We start from the raw sequence: 26,283 nt of genomic DNA, 5'->3' as shown, positions 1-26,283 counted from the left end.
ACTTGTCGATCAAGACCCCGAACCATTGACGCTCGGCCCGCTCACAGAATTCGAAGCCGACGCAATCGCCGGAACGACGCTGACGCACGGCGAGAGCGTCATCGAAATCCCGTTCAGCGAGGACGTCTCGAAGGCGGGCGGAGAATCCGGAGGTCTGACGCTGCCGGAGAACGTCACCGTCTCCGTCGACGGCGAGGACGTGACCGACCGCTATTCGCTCGACGCCGACGGATCGGACGACGGGCAGGTGGTGTTGAGTTCGTCGACCGCGGTCGACCCCCGAGCGACGGTCCGCGTCGAGATCAACGCCGTGAACGACTCGCTCGACACCGAAACGATCGAACCGGGCGTCGTTGACGTGACAACCACGAGTGCGACCGTCCCAGAGGACGAAGATGCCTCGAACGTCTACGAGGGCGAGACGCTGGCGTTCCTCGCCACCGACGGATCCGCAGACCTCGATCAGTCCTTCGAGGTCGAAGACGAGTCGGGATCGTTCGTCTTCGCCGGCGCGACCGGGGAAGGAAGTCAGGTGTTCGCCGTCGACACCGCCGCGCGGAACTGGAGCGACGGCTACGTGTTCACGACGCTGCTCGACGACGGGACGCGCGATCGGACGCTCGACGTGACGATGCGAACGCTGGCGTTGGGCGTAGAAGTCGAGAATCGAAACGTCACGACAGCGGACGAAATCGAGGGGACGATCACCGCGAACACGGGCGGGCGAGTCGTTGAAACGGCGCTTCAGGACGCGGAGGGCGAGGTCGTCGAACGGGAGAACCTCACGCTCGACGGCAACGGGGAGACGCCGTTCGCGTTCGCCTCGCCGACCATCGCGTCCGCCGGTCCCGGAAACTACACCGTCACCGTCACGGACGCCGGGAGCGGCGCGGCGGTCGAATCCGAGCGAATCCGCGCCGTCGACGCCGACGAGCGGACCGCGGCGTTCCGAACGTCGACCGTCGAGGAACACGCCGGCGACGTCGTGCGATTCGGCGTCGATCTACGGTACGCCGACACGGCGACCGTGACCATCGGAAGCCCAGACGTGGGATTCCGCGCCAACGTGACGGTCGCAGACGAGAGCGGCGACGGGACCGTCGACGTGTGGTTCAACACCGCCGCGGCGGTCGGTGCGAGCGACCTCCCGGCCGACGGCGGCGACGTCTTCGGCGTGGGCGACCCACGAGAAGCGGGCGACGGTTCCGACAATGCGGTCGTCGCAGCCGACATCGACCGGGAGCAGTCGCTCTCGGAGGCGATCGACCCCGGCGAATATCCGCTCACCGTGCGCACCGGCGACGACCCGACGATCCCGGCCGAGCACACCGGATCGGTCGTTGTCGGGGAGGCCGCACCGACCGAATTGACAAACTGGGTCGCACCGATGGAGACCGACGTTTCGACGCGCGAGGACCTGGTCGATGCGCTCGACTCCGGACGGCTGACGAGGGCGTCCACGGTCGCAGTCGGCGACGTTGTCGTCCATCGGATCGTGAGCCCCGGGCTCGCGGGCGCGTTCGCCAACCAGACCGGTACGCCGACCGAAGCGTTCTTCGCGCTGGCCGGGGTGGAGACCGATTCGCGGTACGCGATCGACCTCACAGCATCGGACGCCGAGAACGACGCGGGTCACTCACTCGAACTGACGGAGGAAAACGCCACCGTTGTCGCGGACTTCGCGAACGACACCTACTACGTCACGTACGGCAGTGACGGCGTGTCCGGATTCGAGGCCGACGATTCGATCACCGCGTCGTTCGCGGCGAACGAGACCGGCGCGTACGACGGTCTCGACGAGGAGGTCCGAACGCTCACGGCCGAGTACGCGCTCGTCGAGGGAGCGATTTCGACGGTTGCAGACCCCGTCGTCGTCGCAAACGCGACCAACCAGTCGATTACGGGAACGACGAACGCCGCGCCCGGAACCGAACTCGACCTTCGACTCCGCTCGACGGACGAGACCGATCCGGCGTTTCTCAAGACCGCCAGCGCGACCGTCGACTCCGACGGGAGTTGGTCCGCGACGGTCGATTTCGACGCGCAGCGCGTCGGAGACGAGTTCGTCGTGACGTCCGCAGTCGACGTGGTGGCTCCGGTTGACGAACTGCTCGTGGACGGGACGGTCCGCGCGGTCGCTCCGGCGGTGACGCCCGTTACAGTGAACGTAACGACAGATACGTCGGGCGGTGGTGCCGGTGGACAAGGCGGAGCAGGAGGCCAGACTGGCGCGAGCGGCAGCGCCGAGAGCGGATCTGGGGGATCAGATCGAGAGACCACTCAAACGCCGACGGAAACGCCGGATTCGAACGCCGACTCCGACGATTCAGTGCTCAACTCGACGAGGGACTTCGTCGGTGGCGTGCTCGGGACGTTCATCGACGATTCCGACGAGGAATCGCTCCGGAGCCGATTGCTCGGATTCGACGTGCTCGTGTCGTTGGGTGCGCTGACGACGGTCGCGCTGTTCGCCGCTCGGCGGGAGTGAGAGCGCATCGACGACGCGCACGGAGTCGGCGCGCATATCGTAGTGTTTGCAACGGATTGCTCACCTGATCGCACGACAGCGTTCGATCGGGTGAGTGAAGACTTGCAAACGCTACGATAGATTCGACGCGAAATCGGAGGGGCCGAGGCGTCGGACGGTTTCCGCCGACGCGGTATCGCCTCGGCCGTCGTAACGCCTAAGAACCGGAGAACCATTCTATCAGGTAATGAATTCGAAGTCGAACGCGGACGTCGTTGGGCCCCCCACCGACGGAAACGAGAGGTGGTTCCGTGGGCGTTGAGATCAAGGAATCGACGGTCAGCGACGCGGAGTTCGAAGAGATGAAGCGGTTCGTCCGCGACTACCTCGCGGCGAGCGTCGAGGGCGAAGACGACGGCGGTCGGATGCGGTGGTACCCGTGGCACAGCGCCGAATACCGGTTCAACCACATCCTGAACGTCGTCGAGCTCGCGACGGACATCGCAGCGCGCGAGGGGGCGGATACGGACGTCGTCCGCGTCGCCTCGCTCTTTCACGACATCTCGAAGCTCGAAGCCGACCAAGAGGTCCACGCCGAGGAGGGCGCGCGCGTCGCCCGCGAGTACCTGACGGCCCACGGGGACTTCCCACAGTCGTTCGTCGAGCAGGTGTGTCAGGTCGTCGCCGACCACTCCTATCAGGGTCCGCTCTCGGACGTGTCACTCGAAACCCAGAGCCTCATCGAGGCCGACATCCTCGACAAAGTCGGCGCGAACGGCACGGCGCTGATGCTGCTTCGGATGGGGTACGAAGCCCGGACGCATATGGACGCCGCCGAGATGGTCGAACGAGTCCTCGAGCGCGGTCACGACGCCGCAGACCGAGTCAACTCGGACACCGCCGAAACCATCGCACACAAACGGCTGACGCGCGTCAAGTGGTTCCGCGAGTGGCTCGAAAGCGAGGTCCCCGAGATGGACCACGCGATCGACGACGAATCCGACATCGCCCGAGACGAGTCGGACGTCGGTCAGGACGACTGAGGAGAGCCCCGAACGTCGCTCCGGTGTGAGCCCTCGGACCGATAGACGGCGGATGCGTTCGTCGACAGAGTTACAACTGCCGCTGGAGAGGTCCGAACGTGCCCCCCGAATACCCTCCAACGCTGTCACGTCGAACGAAAGTCGCCGTCGCGGTCCTCTTGCTCGTAACGATGGCGTACAGTTTCGTCATCGCCGGACAGCTCCTGCTGTGGTTCCTCTTCGTCGGAATCGTCGCCGGGGTCTACATCGCGTGGCTGCTCGTGCTCGCGGTGTTCCGACTCGTCGAGGCGGTCGAGCGCCTCGCCGCGGCGAAGGAGACGGAGGTCGGACGCGGTGACCGACCGACCGAGACGGAACGAGTCGATGTCGACAGCGTCGCCGTCGACGAGGCGACCCGATCCGATGATGGACCAACTCACTCTGCGGACGGAGCGACTCGCTCCGATGACGCCTAACCTGCCGATGTCACGTGAGCACTGACGACGCCTGAACCGGTGGCCGTTTGTACGACGACGACGTAGCGCCCCCAATGACCGAGTCCGGTTCGTGGGTGAGCCTCTTCTCCGGCGGCAAAGACTCCTCGTGGGCGCTGTATCGCGCGCTGGCTGAGGGGCTGGACGTTTCACACCTCCTGACGGTGCATCCCGGCGACGACTCGTATATGTATCACGTCCCCGAGACACGGCTCGCCGGGCTCGCCGCCGAGAGCCTCGGAATCGAGCTCCTCGAAGTCGAACCCGGCGACCTCGGAGCCGACGACGTCGACGACGCGGGCGCGCAGGGCGACCGCGAGCTGGAGCCGCTCGAAGCCGCGCTCTCGGAGCTCCAGTCCGACCTCGACGGCGACATCGCGGGCGTGACCGCGGGTGCCGTCGAGAGCGAGTTTCAGACCTCGCGAATCCGGGCGATGTGCGACCGACTCGGAATCGACCTCTTCGCGCCGCTGTGGCAGCGCGATCCGCGCGAGTTGGCCGCGGAGATGCTCGATGCGGGCTTCGAGATCACGATCGTTCAAGTCGCCGCGCGCGGACTCGACGAGTCGTGGCTCGGCCGGACGCTCGACGCCGACGCCGTCGCGGAGCTGGTCGAATTAAACGACAGATACGGCGTCCACGTCCTCGGGGAGGGTGGCGAGTTCGAGACGCTCGTCACCGACGGTCCGCATATGTCCCGCCCGATCGAGTTGGAATACGAGACCGTCTGGGAGGGAACGCGGGGGCACATCCGCGTGACCGACGCGTGGCTCGGCGACGCTGCGTAGGCACGTCGAAGGGGTGTTGCGCCCGTCCGAGACGGGCCCCGCTATTCGAGGTGCGAGTGCGCGCCGATCAGCGCGTTCGAGAGATCGAGGTTCTCGACGTGGGTGTCCTCGTCGACGATGGTATTCCGGATGTCGGCGTTGCGGATGACCGCGTCCGCGAAGACGACCGACCGTTCGAGGCTGGAGTTCGAGATCGACGCGTCCGCCATCACGTGGACGTTCTCTCCGAGATCGGAGTTCTCGACGGTCGCATTCTCGTGGACGTACGTCTCGCCGTCGAGATACCACGAGACGGCGTCGAGGTAGCTCTCGGGCGTGCCGATGTCGAACCACGCGCCGTCGAACGTGAACGCGTGGACGGTGCCGCGGTCTTGGAGCCACTGCATAAACCACCCCGGCTCGTCGGGGTTGTTGCCGTCGGCCAGATACGTCTCGAAGTCCGGGAGCGTCTCCGCGGGGAAGGCGTAGCACGCGATCGAGACGAGCGTGCTCTGGGGGTCGTCGGGCTTCTCTTGGAAGTCGACGACGCGGTCGCCGTCCAGCTGGACGAGCCCGTAGGACTTCGCGCGCTCTCTCGATCCGACGTCGTAGGCGGCGAGACAGGGAGTCCCCTTCGACTCGAAGAAGTCGACGAACTCTCCGACGTCGAACGAGAGGAGGTTGTCACCCGCGATCACGACGAGGTCGTCGTCGACGCCCTCGCGCTCGATGAGCTGGGCGAGCGCGCCCACGACGCCGAACTTCTCGTCTTCCTCGACGGTCTCTTCGACCGAGAGCGTCGGCTTCGCGTAGGGCGCGTCGTCGAGGAACGTCTCGAACGTCTCCGCGAAGCGCTCGTTCGTGCTCACGAACACCTCGTCGATCCGGTCGTCGGCTTCGAGGTCCTCGAAGATGACGTCGATGACCGTCCCCTCCCCGACGGGGAGAAACATCTTGGGCCGGTGTTTGGTGATCGGCCACATCCGCGTCGCGTACCCGCCTGCGAGGACGACTGCCTTCATATTCGTACTGTCTGACCGGAGTCTCAAGTGTGTTTCCCAACGCGTGGTATTTGAGAGTTGCCGACGGCTGTCGAACGGCCCGAGTGATCGAACCAAACGGCCCACGACTGCGCCGGAGCGGACGGTATATACGGATTCGACGCCTGCTGGAAGTATGTCCGAATCGGGCAAGGACTCGACAGCGCGACAGCGAATCACGGACGCTCTGCGGGCGGAACCGCACGATGCGGCGGAGCTCTCGACGACGGTCGGGATCCCGCGCTCGGCGGTGTATCGGCACCTCGATCACGTGGCGCAGACGGTCAGAAGTGACGGCAGCGACGAGCAGTTTCTGGTCGCGCCGCCGGAGTGCCGCGCGTGCGGATTCGACGGCTTCGACGACCCCCTGAACGACCCCTCGCGATGCCCGGACTGTCGTTCCGAGCGGATCGCCGAGCCGCGGTTTCTGATCGAATAGCCGGCCGGAACCGCCTGGACCTCCGGTGCCGTTCCGTGCGCTCACCGACCGGGAAAGACGCGCTCTGCGAGGAACCGGCGGAGTTCCTCGGTCACGAACTCGGGCTCGTCGAGATTCGACGCGTGCGCGCCGCCGGGAACTTCGACGACGTTCGCGTCGTCAATCTCAGAGGCGAGTTTCGCCGCGTGACGCTTGACGAATCCCATCTCGTGTTCGCCGTAGAGGATCAGCGTCGGCACCGAGAGCGCCGTGAAGTCGACTCGCATTTCGGGGACGCTCCGAAGCGCCCGGATCACTTTCGCGAACTCGTCGGTCGACATCGTCGGCCCCGTGTTGCGGAGCCGTCGGATCGCCTCGTAGTCGCCGCTGGCTTCGTCCCCTCGAATCCGCTCTTGTCCCCATACCATCGCCCGTTCGATCCGCTGGTAGCCGAAGGCCCGAGCGAGCGGAATCGTCGCTCCCAACACTCCCCACTGCAACCGCTCGGGCCAGCGCCAGTCGCCGGGTGTAAAGGTGTCCGCGAGAACGAGCCCCGAAATCCGGTCCGGATACGTCGTCGCGTAGGCCTGTGCGATACAACCGCCTAAGGAGAGCCCGCACAGGACGGGCGCGGAAAGCTCCAGCGCGTCGATGAGCGCGTCGAGATCCTCGACGAACAGGTCGAAGGAGTACCGATCGATCGCCGAGCCGCCGGTCCGGCCGTGGCCGCGGACGTCGTAGACGATCGTGGTGTACGCGTCGCTCAACGCTTCGGCCTGCGGCAGCCACTGACCGTGATCGACCACCGCGCCGTGGACGAACACGATCGGCGGCCCCTCGCCGCGACGCTCGTAGTACGTCTCGATGCCGTTGGTCCTGACAGTCGGCATACGCGCTCCTACGTCGGCCGCGGGGATATAGTAGCGTTTGCAAGTCTTCACGCACTCGATCGTACAGACAGCGTACGATCGGGTGTGTAATCTGTTGCAAACGCTACGATAGCTCATCCGCGCGCACAGAGACGCGCATCTCACCCGCTATTCGTCTCCGACGCCGATTCCTCCGAGAGAGTTGTCCGACGCGGAGCCCGCCTCGCCGACGAAGTGACACGCCGCCTCGTGGTCGGCACCGACCGGACGGGTCGTCGGCGAGTCGCGCTCGCAGACGGTCCGGAACTCGGCTGCGAGCAAGTCCGCCGCGGCGTCGCGCTCGTCCGCGACGAGCAACCCGACGGCCCGGGAGAGAACCGACTCGGCCTCGGGGTCGGAGACCCGCTCGGGGAGATCGAACGCGCGCCTGATCGCTTCGTGGAGCGCTTCGTCCCCGGCGTCGTCGGGGGCGACCGCGGAGTCGAGTTCAGCCGACGCGAGGTCCAAGAGGTCGTCGCAATCGGCGTTTGCGTCCCCTTCGAGGCGCAGTCGAAACCGAAAGAGCCGCCGCCAGACGTCCTGTTCGAGGTCGTAGGCATCGGGTGGGATCACCTCGGGACACCGCGTGTGGAATCGGCAGCCAGCGGGCGGGTCGGCGGCGTCGGGGACCTCACCGACGAGGTCGACCGGCTTGCGAGGCACGCTCGGATCGGGCACGGGAACGGACGCGAGGAGCGCGCGGGTGTAGGGGTGCCGCGGGTCGTCGAACACCGCGTCGACCGGTCCCGACTCGACGATCTCACCGAGGTACATCACCGCGACGCGATCGCAGAACTCGCTGACGACTGCGAGGTCGTGGGTGACGAGGAGAACGCCGAGACCGAGGTTCCCGCTGAGCCGGTCCAGCAGGGACAACACGTCCGCTTGGATGGACATATCGAGCGCGGAGACCGGCTCGTCGGCGACGAGCAGGTCGGGGTCCGTGACGAGCGCGCGGGCCAAGGCGGCGCGCTGTTTCTCACCTCCCGAGAGCTCGTGAGGGAACCGGTCGGCGTCGCTCGCGTCGAGGCCGACGCGCTCGAGCGTCCCCTCGACGAGTCCTCGTCGACGATTGCGGTCGGCCATTCCGTGGATCGAGAGCGGTTCGGCGACCGACTCGCCGATCGACAGCCGCGGGTCGAAGCTCGAATCGGGATCCTGAAAGATCAGTTGCGCCCGTCGCCGGAACCGCTTCAACGCCGCTCGGTCGTACGCCGTGACGTCCTCGCCGTCGAAGCGCACCGTCCCCTCGGTCGGCTCGTCGAGCCGAAGCGCCGCGCGGGCCGCCGTCGACTTCCCGCATCCGGACTCGCCGACGAGGGCGACGACCTCGCCGCGCTCGACGGTGAGGTCGATCCCGTCGACGGCGCGGACGCGGCCGACTTCGCGCCTCAATAGCCCCTCGGTGACCGGGTAGTGTTTCACCAGTCCCCGGACCGCGAGGAGCGGCGGATCCGACGCCGCGTCGTCCCGAGAGTCGCCGGTCATCGCTCTTCACCCGTCGAATCGGAAGCGAACCGCTTCGTCCCACCGGGAATCGAATCGATGAGATGCCGCGTGTACGGGTGCGACGGCCGCTCGAAGATCGCTTCGACGTCACCGCGTTCGACCACTCGGCCCTCGCGCAGCACGACGACGCGCTCGGCGACGGACGCGACGACGCCGAGGTCGTGCGTCACGAAGAGCACACCCATCTCGAACTCCGACTGCACGGCGTCGAGAAGGTCCAACACTTGCGCTTGGATCGTGACGTCGAGCGCGGTCGTCGGCTCGTCGGCGATCAGGAGGTCGGGTTCGCCCGCCAGCGCCATCGCGATCGCGACGCGCTGTTTCTGCCCGCCGGAGAGTTCGTGCGGGTAGTCGTCGATTCGATGTCCCGGGTTCGGAATCCCCACCCGATCGAGGAGGTCGATCGCGCGCGCCCGCGCCTCCGACTTCGAGTACTCGCCGTGGAGCCGAATCGCCTCTATCAGCTGCCAGCCGACGGAGTAGACGGGGTTGAACGCGCCCTGGGGGTTCTGGAAGATATGGGCGATCCTGTTCCCGCGGATCTCCCGCAGCCCCGACGCCGAGAGCGAGAGCAAGTCACGTCCGTCGTACACGACGGATCCACCGGCGATCTCCCCCGGCGGCTCCGAGAGCAGCCGCGTGATCGACTCGCAGACGGCGGTTTTCCCGCTTCCGGATTCGCCGACGAGACAGACCGTCTCGCCGCGATCGACTGCGAAGGAGACGCCGTCGACCGCGCGAATCGTTCCGGCCTCGGTGTGGAACCGCGTCTGCAGGTTTTCGACGCGGAGCAGCGGCTCTCCGGTGGTCGAAGCATCCGTGGCGTCGCCGGTCGAAACATTCGTCGCGTCGGCGTCTCGATTCCCCATCGATCACACCTCCTGTCTCGGGTCGAGCGCGTCCCTGAGCGCGTCGCCGAGGAAGTTGAACGCGAGAATCGTCGCGAAGAGGAACAGCCCCGGGACCGTCGAGATCCACCACGCGGTGGCGAGGTCGCCGCGCCCCGCCGCGATCGTCTGCCCCCACGACGGCAGCGTCACGTCGCCGAGTCCGATGAACGACAACGCGGCCTCCGAGAGGACGAGAAAGGGGATGTTCAGCGTCGCCGCGGTGACGATCGAGTTCGAGACGTTCGGGACGACGTGCCGCCGGACGACCGACAGCGTCGACGCGCCGGAGGCCCGCGCGGCCTCGACGTACAGTTCCTCGCGACGCTGGAGCGCCTCGCTCCGCACGATGCGGGCGATCCCGCCCCAGCCGGTCACGCCGAAGATCACGATGAGAACGAACAGGCTCCCGCCGTAGAGATACGCGAGAAAGAGAAAGAGGAAGAACGTCGGAAACGTCTGCTGGACATCGACGTAGCGCATCAGCGCCTCGTCGATCCATCCGCCGGCGTAGGCGGCAGTCGTCCCGACGAACGTCGCGATCGCGATCGACAGCAGCGTGGCGATCAGGCCGACCTGCATACTGACGCGCATCCCGAACATCGCGAGCGTCAAGAGCCCCTTGCCCTCTCCTGTGGTTCCCAGCGGATACTCCCACGTGCCGTGGCACCGTCCATCGACGACGGGGCCGACGCACTCCGTCGGGACCGACGCGTCGACGCTCGCGAAGACCGGCGGCTGGTAGGCGGCCGCGAGATTCAGTCCCGGCTGCTCGACGAAGAGCGTGCCGACCGTACCGAACAGGAAGATACCGAGGAGGTACCAGACGCTGAGTACCGCGGGCGTGTGGCGTCGGAACCGACGCCAGTAGTACTCGCGGAGTCGGCTGTTTCGTGCCAGCGGAACGAGCGCGAACCCGCCGACCAGAAGCGTCGCGACGAACAGCCAGTCGACGGCCGTCACGTCCCAGACGACGGTCGAGGCCGCGGGCTGCCACGGGACGTCGAGAGCGACGTCGACCGTCGGATCGTCGCCCGCGACGAAGAGATCGAAAGCGAGCGCGAGGGCGTAGACGACGCCGACCGCGAGTGCCGCGAGTCGGGTCAGCGTCAGTCGCTTCCCGTCCGCGTCGATCGCGTCCCAGTCGACGTCCTCGAAGCGTTCTCGTTCCTCCGTTTCGCCGTCGGTTTGGGCTCGTTCTCGGTCGTCGCCATCGGTCCCGCCTCGACCCCGTCCCGCCCCGTCGGTTCGGTGTCCTCCTTGCCCGTCGCCGTTCGGGTCGCGTTCGCCGACCATCAGCGATCACCGTAGTCGATTCGGGGGTCGAGAACCGCGTACGCGAGGTCCTGCAGGAGGTTTCCGATCACGGCGACGAACACCGGCACGAGCGTCGTGCCGAGCACCAAGGCGGTGTCCTGCCGCCGGATGGCATCGAGGCTGAGGCGGCCGAGTCCGGGGATCCCGAAGACGACTTCGACGAGGTAGGATGCCGAGAGGACCACGCCGAGGAGGTCGCCCACGAGGATCGTCGAGAGCGGGACGAGCGTCGGACGTAAGACGTGCCGAGCGAGGATGCGACGCTCGCTCGCCCCCTTCGCTCTCGCGGTCTTGACGAACGTCGCGCGGACGTACTCCAGCGCCTCCGCGCGCGTGTAGCGCATCGTGCCCGCGATGGCGCTCGTCGCGAGGACGAACACCGGGAGCACGAGTTGGCGAGCGTTCGCAAGCGAGAACGTGCGCGTCCGTGCCAACTCCGCGTCGAACAGCACGGGGACCCAGCCGAGATGCACCGCGAACAGGAGCAGGAGTACGATCCCAAACCAGAAGTTGGGGATACTGATCCCGAAGAACGCGACGAACGTGGCGGCGTAGTCGGTCTTCGTGTACTGGTTGAACGCCGAGTACAGGCCGATCGCGACGCCGAGGACCGTCGACACGAGGACCGCCGGAACGGTGTACAGCAGCGAGTACGGAAGCGCGGTCAGGATCGCCTCGCTGACCGGCTGTGAACGGGTGTCGGACCACCCCCAATCGCCCGTCGCGAGGTTCGCGAGGTAGTCGAGGTAACGCTCCCAGAGCGGTCCGTCGAGCCCGCGCCGCTGCGCGTACGCCTCCGCGGCGGCCTCCGCGTTCCCACCGCTCGCGGCCGCTTGGAACTGCACTCGCGCCAGCTGCGCGTCGGGGGCGAGTTCGAGGAGGACGAAGGTGACCGTCAAAATCACGCCAGCGACGACTCCCGCCCACGCGACCCGGCTCGCAGTGTACCGTTTCAGCCCCATCTATGAGTGGTGCACCTCAGGTGTTCGACCCGCGAGTCACGGCGTTCCGAGCCGCCACGTGTTTCGGTCCCACGTATACCCGAACACTTCCTCGGGACCGCGGACCGCGCTGTCGTAGCCGACGATATCGACCCCCATATTGAGGAAGTTGAACGGCTGTTCCGCCGAGAGCGCCCCAAAGATTTCGGCGAGCGTCTCCCTGCGCTCGGTCTCGTCGACGGTGCTTGTGGCCGTCTCGAACAGCGACGCGAAATCCGTCTCCGGGACGTACCCGTAGAAGTTGATACCGCCGCGCTCGATCGTGAACCCTCGCGTCGCCGAGGGCGTCCGCGGGTACGTGTTGAACGTGACGCCGAGTATCAGATCCCACGGCTCTTGGCTCACCGCGCCGTCTCGTGGGCCGCTGTTGTACGGCCCGGCAGACCACGGCGGGTCACCGTCGCCCTGCCAACTGTTGAACAGGTGGTGCTCGACGAGCGTGCCGTACTCTTTGCCGACCAGTTCGACGTCCAGCCCGATCGCGTCGTACTCTTGGGCGACGAACTGCGCCGTCGTCTGCACGGACTGCGCCCCCTGTGCGAACACGAGGCGCAGCGTCACTTGTTCGCCGTCCGCGTCGACGACGCGGTCGCCGTCGTATCCGTACGGGGTCGAGTCGAGCCCCGAATCGAGGAGTTCACGCGCCCGTTCGTGGCTGTAGGCGTCACCGACGCCGTACTCGGTCACCTCGCTGTCGTCGTACCACTTCGAGAACGTCGGCTGGAACGTGTGCGCGACGTTCCCGTACCCGCGAAGGATGTCGTCGACGATGGCCCGCTTGTCGACGGCGTGTGCGAGTCCACGTCTGACCGCGGGCGTGCGCAGCGCCTCGTAGAACGCCCCGTTCGCCCGCTGGTTGTAGATGAGCGACGTCATATACGGCTGCGGGAACACCTTCACGTCGACGTCGTCGAGGCCCTCGAACTGCTCGACTTGGGTCTCGGGAACGTCCGTCGCCGTGAGTTCTCCCGTTCGCAACGCCGACAGCCGCGTGCTCTCCTCGGGGACGACCTCGTAGGTGTAGGAGTCGAAATAGGGCGCGTCCCGCCACTGCTCGGGGACATCGTCGACGTCGCGGAGGTAGTACTCGTCGTTTCTGACGGCGACGAACTCCGACTCGCGGTTCCACCGCTCGAAGCGATACGGCCCGAGGTTCCCCGCGTACGCGAGCGTCTGCACTTCCTCGTCCTGTTGGAGACCGGATTGGTCCTCGTCGGGTCTGTACTGCTCGATAAGCGCCTTCGGCATACAGAACGCGCCCCACATAATCGGACGAAGCGGAAACGCGGGGTCGACAGACTGCAACCGGATCTCGAACGACCGCGGTCCGGTCTTCTCCACGGGAATCGGCTCTCCGTTCTGCTGCCAGTCACCCGCGTTCGGAAAGCCCGCCCAGTTGGATTCGGCTTGGAAGACCTCAGTGATCATATAGACCCAGTCCTCGGCCGTCATCGATCCGTAATCGGCACCCCATTCGAGAGACTCTCTGAGTTCGACCGTGTAGACCCGCCCCTCGTCGGTGGAGATGTCGGCCCACAGCGGGAACACCTCCTGTTCGGGCGTGATCGCGTACGCGCCGTCGAGCGCCAACTGTACTCGGTTGATCGACGGGGTGTCGTCGACGCTCAGAAAATTCAGCGTCCGCGTGCCCGTCGCCGTCCCTTCGACGTACTCCGCGCGGTCTGTAGACGCACCGTCACCGCCAGAAGGGTCTTCAGTCACGGTGGATGCGTCAGTCTCATTGGGGGCGTTACAGCCCGCCAGCGAGGCCGCCCCGCCGACACCGAGGAGTTCGAGAAACGACCGTCGGGACCGACCCCGCGCGGTCGACCGAAGGCCGTCGAGATTGGTACCGGATGGCATAGCGTCTACGTGCGACTATCCGCTGAAATACTCTTCGATCATACAGTGAAAATCGCGGACAATACCGGTCGTATCGGGCGGATATCGGGACAGCATCGCAGACTTCGCGGTCGCAATTTTGATAGCGGGCTACGGTGTCGTTGGCTGTTCGTCCGTCTCAGTCGTCGCCGTTCTCGTCGACGATGACGACCTCGCCGTCCTCGACGCGGACGTTGATCAGCGTCTTGACGTGGTGTCCGCTGTCGTCGAGTTCGTTGGGACCGGCCTTCTTGATGACGGCGACGGTGTCGACGATGTCCGCGTCGATGTGATCGAGCGCGTCGAGCACGGCGCGCATCGTGCCGCCCGTCGAGAGCACGTCGTCAAGGACGAGCACGCGGTCGCCCGCCTCGACGTCGTTGATGTACATCTCGTTCTCCGAGTAGCCGGTCTGTTGACTCAGCGGCTGTTCGCCCTCCAGCCCGTACTGCCGCTTGCGGATGACGACCAGCGGGATGTCGGTCATCAGTGAGACGGCAGTCGAAATGTGAATCCCCATCGCCGCGGGGGTGACGATCTTGTCGACGTCGTCGATCTCGGCCTTTCGAATGATCTTGATGACGATCTCGCGAAGGAGTTCCGGCCGGAGCATCGGGACGCCGTCACTGATCGGGTGGACGAAGTACTCGTACTCGCCCTTCTCGATGATCGGCGCTTCGAGGAGCGACTGCCGCAGTTTATCCATGTCGACGGTTCTCCGGGTCGAAAATAAAAACTGGCGGTTCGGCGCGCGGCTGTACACGGCGGCGCACGGTGTGCGTCATCGGGTCGCACTTGCGAGTGGTTACCGCGAAAAATCAGCGTCGGTTCACCGCTCGCTACGATCAGTTGATCGTGGGCGCGGTCGATCGGCTCAGCGTCGCCGAGGACGATCCGTCGGCGGATTCCCAGACGACGCGGACGGTTTCACCGTTCCAGTCCGCCGTGTTGTTGAACTCCGCGCTCGTTCCCGCCGAAACCGTTCCGGTCAGGCCGTTGTGCCCGTCCCACTCGGCCGATCCGGCTTCGAGGCCGCTCGTGCTCAGGCGCGCGGCGTCGATCGAGTCACCGCTCTCGTGGGTGATCGTGACGTTGGTGTCGCTGTTGTAATCGAACCCGAAGCTCGCCTGCGGGGTGATCTGCTGGAGCCCCTGTCCGAGGTTGAGAACGAACGCAGCGATGACGGCCGCGAGGATGACGGTTATCGCGACCATCAGGATGACACCGATAACCGGAGACACCGCCTTCTCGTCGTTGAATAATCGAATTATCTTCATAGTAAGTTATACAATTTATGAGGGTATAATAGTATTTAGAGGTAACGTAGCATAGCGCACGCTTCCCGCTATCGATTCCGCGAATATGCGGACAGATCGTCAGTTCCCCTTAAAAGTGGAGTCTCGCTTCGAGAGCGCCGTAACGCGAGAGCGGAAGACGTATTTGACCCCCTTAGTAAACGATACAGTAACGTATGAGTCGTGAGTCAGACGGGTATCGCTCGGTATCTATCGAGGTGAGTGGTGGCTGATGGGGGCCGACAGTTCTCGCATTCTCGTTCCAGTCGGCGAATCCTCCACGTTCCGCAACACGGTGGCATACGCGTTGCGAGAGGCGCAGGCCGGCGCGGAGGCGGGCGAACCCGCCGCCGTCCACTTCGTCTACCCCGCGCGGTGGCGCGCCCTCGACGGCAACGCGGTCGACGAGTCTGCGGCCGCGACTGACCTCCTCGAACGGGTGTCCGTGTGGGCCGAAGAGGACCTCGAATACGACGACGAAGAGGAGACCGACGTCGAGGTCGAGACCGCGATCGTCGGCGCGGATCGCTACCTGTTCAGTCCCGGCGACTTCGCCGACGAACTCGCCGAGTACGCGAGGCGGAACGATCTCGACCGCGTCGTCGTCGACCCCGAGTTTCAGCCCGGCGGCAACGCCCCGATGCTCCGCTCGTTCGAGGTCGAACTGACCCGCTCGGAGCTCGCCGTCGAAGAGGCACCCGTCGAGCGGCAGACGACGCGCACGCGCCTCGTTGCGCGCGCGACGCCCTCGAAGGGAGTGCTCACGTTCGGGGCAACGTACGCGTTCTACCTCGCCATCGCCGGCTCGCTGGCTCCGTTCGAACTCGCGACCGGCGGGCTGACGGCGCTCTTGGCGGCCGCCGCCTTCTCGAACGTCTCCTTCGTCACCTCTCCCTCCCTCAGACGAACGAGCCGACGGCTCGTTCGGTTGATGATTTTCGTCCCGTATCTCGTCTGGGAGATCACCAAAGCGAACGTCACCATCGCGTACATCATCCTCCATCCGGACCTCCCGATCGATCCGGAGATGCGACAGTTCCGCGGGGCGGTCTGGGGGAGTCTCCCGGTCACGACGCTCGGCAACAGCATCACGCTCACACCCGGAACGCTGACGGTCGACGTCGACCGCGACGGCCTCGTCATTCACACGCTGACGGCCGACGCCCGCGACGACCTCGCGGCGGGGGGGTTAGAGCGCGCCGTCCGGTTCGTCTTCTACGGGCGAACGGGCGCGCGGATCCCGACGCCGGTCGAGCGCGAGAGCATCTCGCTTCTCGGCGGCGACGAGGAGACCGAAACGCCGCCGGAGCTTCGGGAGGACGGTGACTGATGGCGGTCTCCGGCGTCGTCGACGCGGTGCTCTTGGCCGCCGCGGGCGCGTTCGTCCTGTTCGCCATCGTGTTAGTCTACCGCATCGTCGCCGGCCCCACGATGCAGGACCGCGTGATCGCGGTCAACGCCATCGGAACGAACGCGGTCGTCGTCCTCGCGCTCTTGGCAGCGGCGCTCGATCAGCCCGGGTTCCTCGACATCGCGCTCGTCTACGGGATGTTGAACTTCCTGATGAGCATCGCCATCTCGAAGTTCACCGTCGAGCGCGGAGGAGTGATCTGAATGACGCCCGTCGAACTGCTGACGATCGGTCTCGTCGCCGCGGGGACGTTCTTCGCGTTCGTCGCCGTCGTCGGCATCGTCCGCCTGCCCGACCTCTACACGCGAGCGCACGCGACATCTAAGAGCGACACGCTCGGCACCATCCTGACGCTCGGCGGCGTCGCGCTGGTGTTGGGCGCAGACGTCTCCGTCGCGAAAACGGCCCTCCTCGGGGTGTTCCTGTTCGTGACGAACCCGACGGCCGCCCACGCGATCACGCGCGCGGCACACGATCAGGGCATCGAACCGTGGACGACCGAAGACGGCACGGACGCCGCGGACGACGACGGAACCAACGCCGCAGACGACGCGGGGCGGCCGGCGGAGGGAGCGGAATGACCGCAGTGTCGACCACGCTCGCCATCGTCCTCACGTTCTCCGTGCTGGCGGCGCTCGCGGCGATCCTGCTGCGAGACGTCCTCAACGCGATCATCGCCTTCGCTGCGTTCAGCTTCGGTATCGCCGTCGCGTGGGTCCTGCTGGCCGCACCCGACGTGGCGCTGACGGAGGCGGCCGTGGGAGCGGGAATCACGACGGTCCTGTTCCTCGTGACGATCGCGAAGACCGTCCGCCCGAGCGGGGAACGGCTGCTCGAATCCGTCGAGTGGCGATCGGTCGCAGTCGTCGTGTTGTTGGTCGGGTCGCTCCTCGCCACGGTCCGATCGCTCCCGGCGGTCGGCGCGGCCGACTCGCCCGTCGCGACCTCGCGGGTCACGGAGTATTACCTGCAGAACGCCTACCCCGAGACCGGCGTCGAGAACGTCGTGACCGCCGTGTTGGCCGCCTACCGTGGCTTCGACACGCTCGGGGAGGCGACGGTGGTCATCGCCGCCGGCGTCGCGGTACTTCTCGTTCTCAGACAGGAGGCCTACGTATGAGTCACGCTGATTCGGACCGAACCTACGTCGAGAGCACGATCATTATGACGACCGTCCGCGTGGTGGCGCCGTTCGTCTTCACCTTCGGGGTGTTCGTGATGTTCCACGGCGCCTCGTCGGCCGGCGGCGGCTTCCAAGGCGGCGTCCTCGTCGCGGCCGCCGTCCTCCTCTTGGCGTTCGCCTTCGGCATCGAACCGACGCGCGCGTGGCTCGAAGGGCCGCTCGTGAAGTCCTCGATCGCCGTCGGCGGCGCGACGTTCGCGTTCGTCGGCCTCGGCGCGCTGCTCGGATCCGGTGCGTTCCTCGAATACGAGGCGTACGGCCTCGGCACGTTCGGGGTGAAATACGGCATCGAACTCGTCGAACTCGCGATCGGCGCGATCGTCTCGGGCGTCCTCATCAGCCTCTTTTTCAGCCTCGCAAGCGGGGACTTCCAAGCAGCCACTCCCGGCAACGCAGCGGAGGAATCCGACGCTGAGAACGGCGGGGGCGATGTGAACGGCGGCGACAGCGGGACCGACACCGCCGTCGGAGCCGCGGGGGGTGAGCGCGCGTGATCGACCTCCTCGGAACTCACTACAACTACCTCGTATTCGTCGCGCTCGTCGGGATCGGGCTGTACGGCGTGACCGCGAGCTCGAACCTCGTGAAGAAGATCATCGGGCTGAACATCTTCCAAGTCGGAATATTCCTGTTTTTCGTCACCAGCGGTTACGTCGACGGCGCGGCCCCGCCGGTCGTCGGCCACGGCTCCGGGCCGTACGCGAGCCCGCTGCCGCACGTGCTCATCCTGACGGCCATCGTCGTCGGCGTCAGCCTGACGGCCGTGGCGCTCGCGCTGATCGTCCGGATCTACGACGCCTACGGGACGCTCGACGAGGAGGCCATTCGGGAGGTGCAGCTGAATGACTGACGCGATCGCGCTGCTCGTCGTCGTCCCGATCGTGCTGGCGCTCGCGCCGATCGCGTTCGGCCGCCTGTGGGGCCGGACCGGCTGGCTCGCGGCGCTCGTCGCCGCCGTGACGCACCTCGGGCTCGCGCTCGTCGTCGCGGCGACAGTGTTCGCGACGGGGCGGTTCACCTACGCCGTCGGCAACTACCCGCCGCCGTTCGGCATCGAGCTCGTCGCCGACGGCGTGAGCGCGACGCTCGCGCTTCTCGTATCGGTCGTGACGCTCGCGGTCGTCGCCTACGCCCGGCGGGCCGGTCCCGACACCAACGAGTTCTACAGCGGGCTGCTGCTGCTGACCGCGGGGATCTCGGGCGTGTTCGTCACCGGCGACCTGTTCAACCTCTACGTCTTCATCGAGATCACCGGGCTCGCGACGTACGCGCTGGTCGCGACCGGGCGCTCGCCCGCCGCGGCCCTGTCGAGCCTGAAGTACCTCCTCGTCGGCACGATCGGCGCGTCGCTGTACCTGCTCGGCGTCGGCTACCTGTACATCTCGACGGGGACGCTGAACATGGCCGATCTGGCGGCGACGATCCCCGAGGTCGGCTACGACTCGCCGCTGATTTTGACCGGCTTCGGACTCATCGTCGTCGGTCTCGCCGTGAAGGCCGCGCTGTTCCCGCTGCACACGTGGCAGCCCGACGCGTACGCCGACTCGCCGGACAGCGTCACCGCGTACATCTCGGCGCTCGTCTCGACGGCGGCGGCATACGCGCTCTTCCGCGTCATCTACGCGGTGTTCACTCCCGCCTTCGACGCCGCCGCGCCGTTCGCGCTCGACGCGCTGGTGATCCTCGCCTCCGTGAGCGTCGTCGTCGGCTCGGTGCTCGCGGTGCTGCAGTCGGACCTCAAGCGGATGCTGGCGTACTCCTCGGTGGCGCAGTTCGGGCTGATCGTCGCCGGGTTCGCCGTCGCGAACGCGACGGCCGTGACCGGCGGCCTGATCCACCTCGTCGGGCACGCGATTATGAAGGCCGGGCTCTTCGTCGGCGTGGGCGCGCTCGCGGGCGTCGCGGGCGGCCGCACCGTCGACGACTTCGACGGGATCGCGGACCGCGCTCCAGTCACGAGCGCCGCGTTCGCCGCGCTCGCGTTCGCACTCGTCGGCGTCCCACCCGCCGTCGGCTTCGCCGGCAAGTGGCACATCGTCCTCGGCGCTGTCGAGGGCGGCCGCTGGGGCGTCGCGGGCGTCGCCGTCGTGAGCACGCTCCTGACGCTCGCGTACTTCGCGCGGGTCGTCGAGCGGATGTACTTCCGCGACGCGCCAGCCCAGCCGGCGGTCGACGGCACTGCCGAGTCTGCTTCCGACGCCGCACTGGCGTCCGACGGTGGGGCGGAGCTGACCGACGACGACGCTGCATCCGCCTCGTCGGGAATCTCGCTCGAAGCGAAGCTCATAGTCGTCGCCGCCGCGGTCGGTGCCGTCGTCCTCGGGCTGTTCGCGACCGATCTCGTTGCCGTCTTCGAACCGGTTCTGGAGGTGTACTTCGAATGAGCGAAATTGACTCTCTCAGGCCGCTGGCGGCGGTGCTGCTCCCCGCCCTCGGTATTCTCACGATCGTCGCATCGCACCGGAGGCCCAACGTCCGGGAGGGCTTCACGATCCTCACCGCGCTCGCGACGTTCGGTATCGTCGCCAGTCTCGTCCCGGCGGCGCTGTCCGGAACGATCCACGTCTCGCGGCTGGGCACGTTCGTCCCCGGTATCGAACTGACGCTGCGCGCGGACCCGCTCGGGATGATCTTCGCGCTGCTCGCGAGCACGCTCTGGCTCGTCACGAGCTTCTACAGCATCGGCTATATGCGCGGGCTCGACGAGCACTCTCAGACCCGCTACTTCGCGGCGTTCGCGGGCAGCGTCGGCGCGGCGCTCGGCGTCGCGTTCGCGTCGAACCTCGTCGCGCTGTACGTCTTCTACGAGCTGCTGACGGTCGCGACGTACCCCCTCGTCGCCCACGACGAGAGCGACGAAGCGCGCGCGGCCGGGCGGAAGTACCTCACCTACACCTTCGGCGGCGGCGTCGCGGTGTTGGCGGGGACGGTCCTCGTCTTCTCGACGACCGGCACGGTCGCGTTCACCCCCGGCGGCATCGCCGATCTGGCGACGGCCGACCCGCTGGTTGCCCGCGCGGCGTTCGCGCTCTTGGCGGGCGGCTTCGGCGTGAAGGCCGCGCTGATTCCGGTTCACTCGTGGCTGCCGGACGCGATGGTCGCGCCGACGCCCGTCTCGGGGCTGCTGCACGCCGTGGCCGTCGTCAAGAGTGGCGTCTTCGGCATCGCGCGCGTCGTCCTCGACGTGTTCGGGCCCGAAACGGTCCAACAGCTGGGCGTCGGGCTCCCGCTGGCGGCGGTCGCCGCGATTACGATCGTCGTGTCCAGCGTCATCGCCCTTCGTCAAGATAACCTGAAGCGGCGGCTCGCGTACTCGACGATCAGCCAACTCTCCTACATCGTGCTCGGACTGGGCCTGCTCTCGCCCGCCGCGCTGATCGGCGGGCTGCTCCACATCCCGGCGCACGCGTTTATGAAGCTCACCCTGTTCTTTTGCGCGGGCGCGATCCACGTCGAGACGCACACCGACGACATCAGCGAGATGGCCGGCATTGGAAAACGAATGCCGCTCACGATGGCCGCCTTCGGCGTCGCCAGCCTCGGGATGGCCGGGCTCCCGCTGGTCGCCGGGTTCGTGAGCAAGTGGTATCTCCTAATCGGAGCCATCGACGGCGGCAACGCGATCTTCGTGGGCGTGCTACTGGTCTCGGGGCTCCTGAATATCGGGTACTTCTGGCCGGTCGTCTACCAAGCGTTCTTCCAGACGCCGGAGGACTCCGACGCCAAGCCGCTCATCGAGTTCCCGATCGGGGGCACGCGACTCGCCGCCGACGGCGGCGAGCGGGTCGACGAGGCTGAGGGCGACGCAGACGCGTCCGATAGCGAGCCGAAGGACGCAGCCGCCGACAGCGACGAGCCCGAGATCGATCCGGACGTCCCGATCGACGCCGCCGACCGGATCGAACCCGACATCGAACCGTCCGAGGGCGAGGGCCGAGTCGAGATCGACGCCCGCGTCGAGGGCGACTACGCGGTCGATCGGAACCCGAGCGACCATCTCGGCGCGGATACCACTGGCGCGGATGACGACGGAGGAGACCGCGACCACGCCGAGACCGCGCACGACGCCGAGCACGACGACCCGGACAGTCACGACGCCGACGACCACGGCGACCACGACCACCACGGCGGCCCGCCGCCGTCCGGTTGGGAGCGCCGCGGCTTCGGCGAGGAGAGCACGTGGTTCATGCTCGGACCGATCACGGCCGCAGTCGTCGGTGCGATCGCGCTCGGTATCGCGCCGCGGGGGATGGTGTTCCTCGCCTTGGTCCAGCGCGTCGTCGCCGACGCGACGGGGGTGGTGTTCTGATGAGTCTCTCGCCTGTGACGTCGGTACTCGCCGCGTCGACGCTCGACGCCGCGACGGTCCTCGCCAGCGAGCCGTCGGTGTCGATTCCGACGGCCGACGTTCCGACCGCGATCCCGCCGGCGTTCGTGGTGCTCGCCGTCGCGCTCGTGCTGCCGGTCCTCTTGCGGAAACTCGGCCACGCACTCGGGGTGTTGGCGACGGGCGGCGTCGCCGTCTGGGCGCTCCTCGCGCCCGCGGGGACGTACCTCCCCGTCACGTTCCTTGGCTTCGACGCGGTGCTGTTCCACGTCGACGCCTTCTCGAAGCTGATGGGCGTCATCTTCGGCTTCATCGGCGCTGCCGCCGTGCTGTACTCGTACTCCTCGGACGCGCGGAACCGTCAGACCGCGTTCGCACTCGGCTACGTCGGCACCAGTATCGGAGCCGTCTTCGCCGGCGACTGGCTGACGATGGTGTTCTTCTGGGAGCTGATGGCCGTCACGAGCACCCTCCTCGTGTGGGACTACGGCGGCGAGGCGGTCCGTGCGGGCTTCCGGTACGCAATCTATCACGGCCTCGGCGGCAGCCTGCTGATGGCTGCGGTCGTCTGGCACTACGCGAGCGTCGGCTCGTTCCTCTTCAGCGCGAGCGACGGGATCGTCGCCGGCGTTCCGGCCGTCCTCGCGGCCGTCGGAATCGGCGTCAACGTCGGCTTCGTCGGCCTGCACACGTGGCTGCCCGACACCTACCCGCGCCCGCACGTCGCCGCGAGCGTCTTCCTCTCGGTCTACACGACCAAAACAGGGGTATACGGGCTGGCGCGGGCCTTCCCCGACGGCAACCTCGCGATCGCGTATATGGGTTCGGCGATGGCGCTCGTCGGCGTCGTCTACGCGCTCTTGCAGGACGATATGCGACGGCTCCTCTCGTATCACATCCAATCGCAGGTCGGCTATATGGTCGCGGGCGTCGGCGTCGGAACGGCGCTCGCGACAGCCGGGGCGTTCGCGCACGTGTTCAACCACATCCTCTACAAGGCGCTCCTGTTCATGACCGCGGGCGTCGTGATCGCGCGGACCGGCGAGAACCGCCTGAAGTACCTCGGTGGCCTCGGTCGGACGCTGCCAGTGACCGCGCTCGCCTTCACTGTCGCGGCGCTGTCGATCAGCGGCTTCCCCGGGTTCAACGGGTTCGTGAGCAAGGGGATGATCACCGCGGCCGCGCACAACGAGCACTTAGACGGGATCTTCTACATCCTGCTCGCCGCGGGCGTCGGGACGTTCATGTCGTTCATCAAGTTCGGCTACTACGCGTTCCTCAAGGAGAGCAAAGGATCGTGGAACGTTCGTCGGTCGGTCACCGGCCAGCGCGTCGCGATGCTGGGCGTCGCCGCGCTGTGTGTGGCGCTCGGCCTCTACCCCGACGCACTGTTCGCACTGCTGCCCGGCAGCACGGCCGATGCCCACCCGTTCACGACGGGCCACCTCGGGGAGGGCTTCCTCTTGGCGGCGCTCGGCGTCGTCGGCTTCGCGGCTCTCAAAAAGCCGCTCTCGAAGGTCGGCCCCGGCGTCGACGTCGATAGCGTGATCGAACCGCTGACGTTCTACGGAATGCGCGGTCTCGTCCGGGGCGTCACCGAACTGTTCGCCGCGGTCGACCGCGTCGCTGTCGATACGGCGAACGCGGCGCTCGCCGCGGCGGGCGACCCGTACGGGACGATCCGTGGACCGCTGCGTGCGCTCGTCGGCAGCGACGAAGACGCGCTCCGCGACGGCAGCCTCCGGGCGGGCATCGCGACGAGCGTCCTCCTCGTGCTGGCGGTCTTGGGTGCGACGCTCGTCGGCTTGCTCTAACTACGATTCCGCCCCTTCTTCGCCTCCTCTCCGCGTTCGTCGACACCCATTGGATGAACCACCACAGCTCGGCGTGTCGGTTCGACACGATTAACGATTCGAGAATTTAGTGGACATTCGAGGACGGAACAGCAACTGTTCGAAGTTCTTATTTTGTTCTGTCCGTTAGTTCGAATACGTGACTGCTGCCTGTGCCGTCCCGTGACACCACACGATGAGAGGACACACACCCGATGACGACGATCGATCAGAGAACAAAACGGTCGCGATATCGAGGAGCGCGGCACCGGTGAGGGGGGCGAACTGACGTGACGAAGGAGCTCGAACGCGACCTCGGCCTCTACGCGGTGCTCGCGATCAGCATCGGCGCGATGGTCGGCAGCGGCATCTTCATCCTGCCCGCGCTCGCAGTCGACATCGCCGGACCGGCGGTCATCCTCGCGTACCTCCTCGCGGGCGCGATCGTGCTCCCGGCGGCGGTCTCGAAATCCGAGATGGCGACCGCGATGCCCGAGGCCGGCGGGACGTACCTGTTCATCGAACGCGGGATGGGCCCGCTTCTCGGCACCGTCGCCGGGATCGGCACGTGGTTCGCGCTGTCGTTCAAGGGCGCGCTCGCGCTCGTCGGCGGCGTACCGTACCTGCTGCTCCTGTTCGACGTCCCGCCGAGCGTCACGACGCCGGTTGCGCTCGCGCTCGCGGTCCTGCTCGTCCTCGTAAACCTGCTGGGCGCGAAGCAGACCGGGCGGTTGCAGGTCGGCATCGTGATCGTGATGCTCGCCGCGCTCGTGTGGTTCGTGATCGGCGGCGTGCCCTCGGTGCGGGGATCGAACTACGCGCCGTTCTTCACCGGCGGCGCGGGCGGGCTGTTAGAGGCGACCGGGCTCGTCTTCGTCTCCTACGCCGGCGTGACGAAGGTCGCGAGCGTCGCAGAGGAGGTTTCGAATCCGGATCGGAACATCCCGATCGGGATCTTGGGTTCGCTGGTGTTCACCACGATCCTCTACGCGCTCATCGTGACGGTGATGATCGGCGTCACCGACCCCGTGACGATCGCCGACAGCGACACGCCGATGGCGCTCGCCGCCGATGCGACGCTCGGGACCGCCGGCGTGATCGCGGTCGTTCTCGCGGCGATTCTCGCGCTCGTGAGCACGGCGAACGCGGGGATTCTCTCGTCGTCGCGCTACCCCTTCGCGATGGCGCGCGACGACCTCGTTCCCGACGCGATGGCTACGATCAGCGACCGGTTCGGCACGCCGTCGAACTCGATCACGCTCACCGGGGTCGTGTTGCTCCTCCTAATCGCGTTCGTTCCGCTGCTCGAGATCGCGAAGCTCGCGAGCGCCTTCCAGATACTGGTTTTCGTCCTGATCAACCTCGCTGTCGTCGCGTTCCGCGAGGGCAGCGCAGAGTACGAGCCGAGCTACACCGCGCCGCTGTACCCGTGGATGCAGGTCGCCGGGGCGGTCGGCGGCCTCGTCCTGTTGACGCAGATGGGAACCGTGCCGCTCGTCGGCGCGGTGGTGCTGACCGCCGCGGGCGTCGGCTGGTTCGCCGTGTACGGTCGAAACCGGGTCGACCGCGAGGGCGCGGCCGTCGACGCGGTCCGCAGGCAGGTCGGCCGCAACGCCGTCGACCGGACGCGGGAGACGATCGACGTGGTCGAGCGCGACCACCGCGTGCTCGTCGCCCTCGATCACGAACTCTCGAAGGAAGAGGAGCGCTGGTTCGTCCGGATCGCCGCGGCCGTCGCCCGCGCGAACGACGGCGAGGTCGTCGTCGCGCGGTTCGAACAAGTCCCCGATCAGGTCTCGCTGACGTACGCTTCCGAAACCGAATCGCCCGCCGACGTCCGGTTCGAGGCGCAGACGAGCGAGCTCGACGCGGAGTTCGACGTTCCCGTCAGCAGCGGAACGATCGTCTGCCACGACGTCCGTCACGCGATCGTCAACTACGCCGACCACGAGGAAGCGGATCTGCTCTTGATGGAGGAGGCCGCCTCGCCCGCCGGACTCCGCGGGCTGCTCTTCGGCTCCGACGTCGAGTGGGTACTCCGCCACGCCCCTTGCGACGTCAGCCTGTTGAACCCCGGCGCGAACGGGTTGGGCGAGTGCGATGTCGTGGGCGTCCTCTCAGACGAGGGCCCGTACGATCCGGCGAAGATCGCCGTCGCCGACGCGATCGCGGTGGCCGCGGGCGGATCGATCAGGCTCGCGTACGCGGGACGCGGGGACGCCTCCGACATCGAGGGCAAGACCCTTCGGGATTATCACGCCGCGGTCGCGGCGCTCTGTTCCGTGCCGGTCGAAAGCTGCGTTCCGTTCGGCGACAGCCTCCGAAACGGCGCGAGCGACGACCTCTCGGACGCGGATCTCCTCGTCGTCAGCGCGGCCGAACGGACGAACGACGCGATCGCCGCGTACCTCACCGGGACCGACAGCCCGGTGCTCGTCGTCCACCAGCAGGAATCGGAGTTACGGGGCCGCCTCGCGCGCGCGCTCGAACGGCGCTTGTTCTAACCTGCCGGCGTATCGAACGC

The 26,283-nt window shown here is 66.9% G+C and carries 23 protein-coding genes and 1 pseudogene; 15 read left to right on the top strand and 9 right to left on the bottom strand.

The window, feature by feature from the left end; genetic code table 11:
- The first annotated feature begins 25 nt into the window (after positions 1–25).
- The 4 genes from U5919_RS02565 (at position 26) to U5919_RS02550 (ending at position 4,771) form a co-directional block, all read left to right on the top strand.
- On the top strand, positions 26–2,488 hold the full coding sequence (locus U5919_RS02565) for a BGTF surface domain-containing protein (protein ID WP_336021947.1): 2,463 nt from the start codon (positions 26–28) through the stop codon (positions 2,486–2,488).
- Positions 2,489–2,778: 290 nt separating this feature from the next.
- Positions 2,779–3,510, top strand: a complete 732-nt coding sequence (locus U5919_RS02560) for an HD domain-containing protein (RefSeq protein WP_336021946.1) — start codon at positions 2,779–2,781, stop codon at positions 3,508–3,510.
- Between the two features lie 98 nt (positions 3,511–3,608).
- Complete coding sequence (locus U5919_RS02555; RefSeq protein WP_336021945.1) at positions 3,609–3,965, top strand: DUF8066 domain-containing protein; 357 nt, start codon at positions 3,609–3,611, stop codon at positions 3,963–3,965.
- 74 nt (positions 3,966–4,039) lie between these two features.
- A complete protein-coding gene (locus tag U5919_RS02550) occupies positions 4,040–4,771 on the top strand; it encodes a diphthine--ammonia ligase (RefSeq protein ID WP_336021944.1) in 732 nt (243 codons plus the stop codon).
- Positions 4,772–4,812: 41 nt separating this feature from the next.
- Here the strand turns inward: U5919_RS02550 and U5919_RS02545 are convergent, their stop codons facing one another.
- A complete protein-coding gene (locus U5919_RS02545; protein ID WP_336021943.1) occupies positions 4,813–5,772 on the bottom strand; it encodes a nucleotidyltransferase family protein in 960 nt (319 codons plus the stop codon).
- A 154-nt stretch (positions 5,773–5,926) separates the two neighbouring features.
- Between U5919_RS02545 and U5919_RS02540 the strand changes: the two genes are divergently transcribed.
- A complete protein-coding gene (locus U5919_RS02540; protein WP_336021942.1) occupies positions 5,927–6,229 on the top strand; it encodes a transcriptional regulator in 303 nt (100 codons plus the stop codon).
- 41 nt (positions 6,230–6,270) lie between these two features.
- On the opposite strand, the gene U5919_RS02535 is transcribed toward U5919_RS02540, so the two are convergent.
- The 8 genes and pseudogenes from U5919_RS02535 to U5919_RS02500 all read right to left on the bottom strand — a co-directional run bounded on the left by U5919_RS02535 (position 6,271) and on the right by U5919_RS02500 (position 14,988).
- A complete protein-coding gene (locus U5919_RS02535; RefSeq protein ID WP_336021941.1) occupies positions 6,271–7,098 on the bottom strand; it encodes an alpha/beta fold hydrolase in 828 nt (275 codons plus the stop codon).
- Between the two features lie 147 nt (positions 7,099–7,245).
- Entirely contained in the window at positions 7,246–8,604 is a 1,359-nt protein-coding gene (locus tag U5919_RS02530) for an ABC transporter ATP-binding protein (RefSeq protein WP_336021940.1), read from the bottom strand.
- A gap of 35 nt (positions 8,605–8,639) precedes the next feature.
- Positions 8,640–9,494: pseudogene (locus U5919_RS02525) on the bottom strand (ABC transporter ATP-binding protein); the annotation flags it as partial.
- A gap of 3 nt (positions 9,495–9,497) precedes the next feature.
- Positions 9,498–10,808, bottom strand: a complete 1,311-nt coding sequence (locus U5919_RS02520; RefSeq protein WP_336021939.1) for an ABC transporter permease — start codon at positions 10,806–10,808, stop codon at positions 9,498–9,500.
- The gene (locus U5919_RS02515; RefSeq protein WP_336021938.1) at positions 10,808–11,791 is read right to left on the bottom strand and encodes an ABC transporter permease; all 984 of its coding nucleotides are present in this window, start codon (positions 11,789–11,791) and stop codon (positions 10,808–10,810) included. The genes U5919_RS02520 and U5919_RS02515 overlap by 1 nt, the downstream gene beginning before the upstream one ends.
- Positions 11,792–11,827: 36 nt before the next feature.
- Complete coding sequence (locus U5919_RS02510) at positions 11,828–13,693, bottom strand: ABC transporter substrate-binding protein (protein WP_336021937.1); 1,866 nt, start codon at positions 13,691–13,693, stop codon at positions 11,828–11,830.
- Between the two features lie 157 nt (positions 13,694–13,850).
- Positions 13,851–14,417: a hypoxanthine/guanine phosphoribosyltransferase gene (gene hpt / locus U5919_RS02505; RefSeq protein ID WP_336021936.1), complete on the bottom strand. Its 567-nt coding sequence runs from the start codon at positions 14,415–14,417 to the stop codon at positions 13,851–13,853.
- Between the two features lie 139 nt (positions 14,418–14,556).
- Positions 14,557–14,988 (bottom strand): type IV pilin domain-containing protein, encoded by a 432-nt coding sequence (locus U5919_RS02500; RefSeq protein ID WP_336021935.1) that lies wholly within the window; start codon positions 14,986–14,988, stop codon positions 14,557–14,559.
- Between the two features lie 250 nt (positions 14,989–15,238).
- Here U5919_RS02500 and U5919_RS02495 point away from each other — a divergent pair, with 250 nt between their 5' ends.
- From U5919_RS02495 to U5919_RS02450, 10 genes are all read left to right on the top strand, one after another.
- Positions 15,239–16,336 (top strand): monovalent cation/H+ antiporter subunit E, encoded by a 1,098-nt coding sequence (locus U5919_RS02495; RefSeq protein ID WP_336021934.1) that lies wholly within the window; start codon positions 15,239–15,241, stop codon positions 16,334–16,336.
- On the top strand, positions 16,336–16,620 hold the full coding sequence (locus U5919_RS02490) for a cation:proton antiporter (protein ID WP_336021933.1): 285 nt from the start codon (positions 16,336–16,338) through the stop codon (positions 16,618–16,620). The genes U5919_RS02495 and U5919_RS02490 overlap by 1 nt, the downstream gene beginning before the upstream one ends.
- A complete protein-coding gene (mnhG, locus tag U5919_RS02485) occupies positions 16,621–16,998 on the top strand; it encodes a monovalent cation/H(+) antiporter subunit G (RefSeq protein ID WP_336021932.1) in 378 nt (125 codons plus the stop codon).
- Positions 16,995–17,537: a DUF4040 domain-containing protein gene (locus tag U5919_RS02480; protein WP_336021931.1), complete on the top strand. Its 543-nt coding sequence runs from the start codon at positions 16,995–16,997 to the stop codon at positions 17,535–17,537. Before mnhG ends, U5919_RS02480 begins: the two co-directional genes overlap by 4 nt.
- Positions 17,534–18,094 (top strand): MnhB domain-containing protein, encoded by a 561-nt coding sequence (locus tag U5919_RS02475; protein WP_336021930.1) that lies wholly within the window; start codon positions 17,534–17,536, stop codon positions 18,092–18,094. Before U5919_RS02480 ends, U5919_RS02475 begins: the two co-directional genes overlap by 4 nt.
- Entirely contained in the window at positions 18,091–18,450 is a 360-nt protein-coding gene (locus U5919_RS02470; RefSeq protein ID WP_336021929.1) for a cation:proton antiporter subunit C, read from the top strand. The genes U5919_RS02475 and U5919_RS02470 overlap by 4 nt, the downstream gene beginning before the upstream one ends.
- Positions 18,443–19,984: a monovalent cation/H+ antiporter subunit D family protein gene (locus U5919_RS02465; protein WP_336021928.1), complete on the top strand. Its 1,542-nt coding sequence runs from the start codon at positions 18,443–18,445 to the stop codon at positions 19,982–19,984. The genes U5919_RS02470 and U5919_RS02465 overlap by 8 nt, the downstream gene beginning before the upstream one ends.
- Positions 19,981–21,909 (top strand): cation:proton antiporter, encoded by a 1,929-nt coding sequence (locus U5919_RS02460; protein ID WP_336021927.1) that lies wholly within the window; start codon positions 19,981–19,983, stop codon positions 21,907–21,909. Before U5919_RS02465 ends, U5919_RS02460 begins: the two co-directional genes overlap by 4 nt.
- Positions 21,909–23,741 (top strand): Na(+)/H(+) antiporter subunit D, encoded by a 1,833-nt coding sequence (locus U5919_RS02455; protein WP_336021926.1) that lies wholly within the window; start codon positions 21,909–21,911, stop codon positions 23,739–23,741. Before U5919_RS02460 ends, U5919_RS02455 begins: the two co-directional genes overlap by 1 nt.
- A gap of 308 nt (positions 23,742–24,049) precedes the next feature.
- On the top strand, positions 24,050–26,263 hold the full coding sequence (locus U5919_RS02450) for a universal stress protein (RefSeq protein ID WP_336021925.1): 2,214 nt from the start codon (positions 24,050–24,052) through the stop codon (positions 26,261–26,263).
- Positions 26,264–26,283 lie beyond the last annotated feature (20 nt).

The sequence above is a fragment of the Halobellus sp. LT62 genome, from assembly GCF_037031285.1.
Lineage (GTDB): Archaea > Halobacteriota > Halobacteria > Halobacteriales > Haloferacaceae > Haloquadratum > Haloquadratum salinisoli.
Note: the sequence above shows the minus strand (reverse complement) of the source record. Positions and strands in the feature narration are given on the sequence as shown.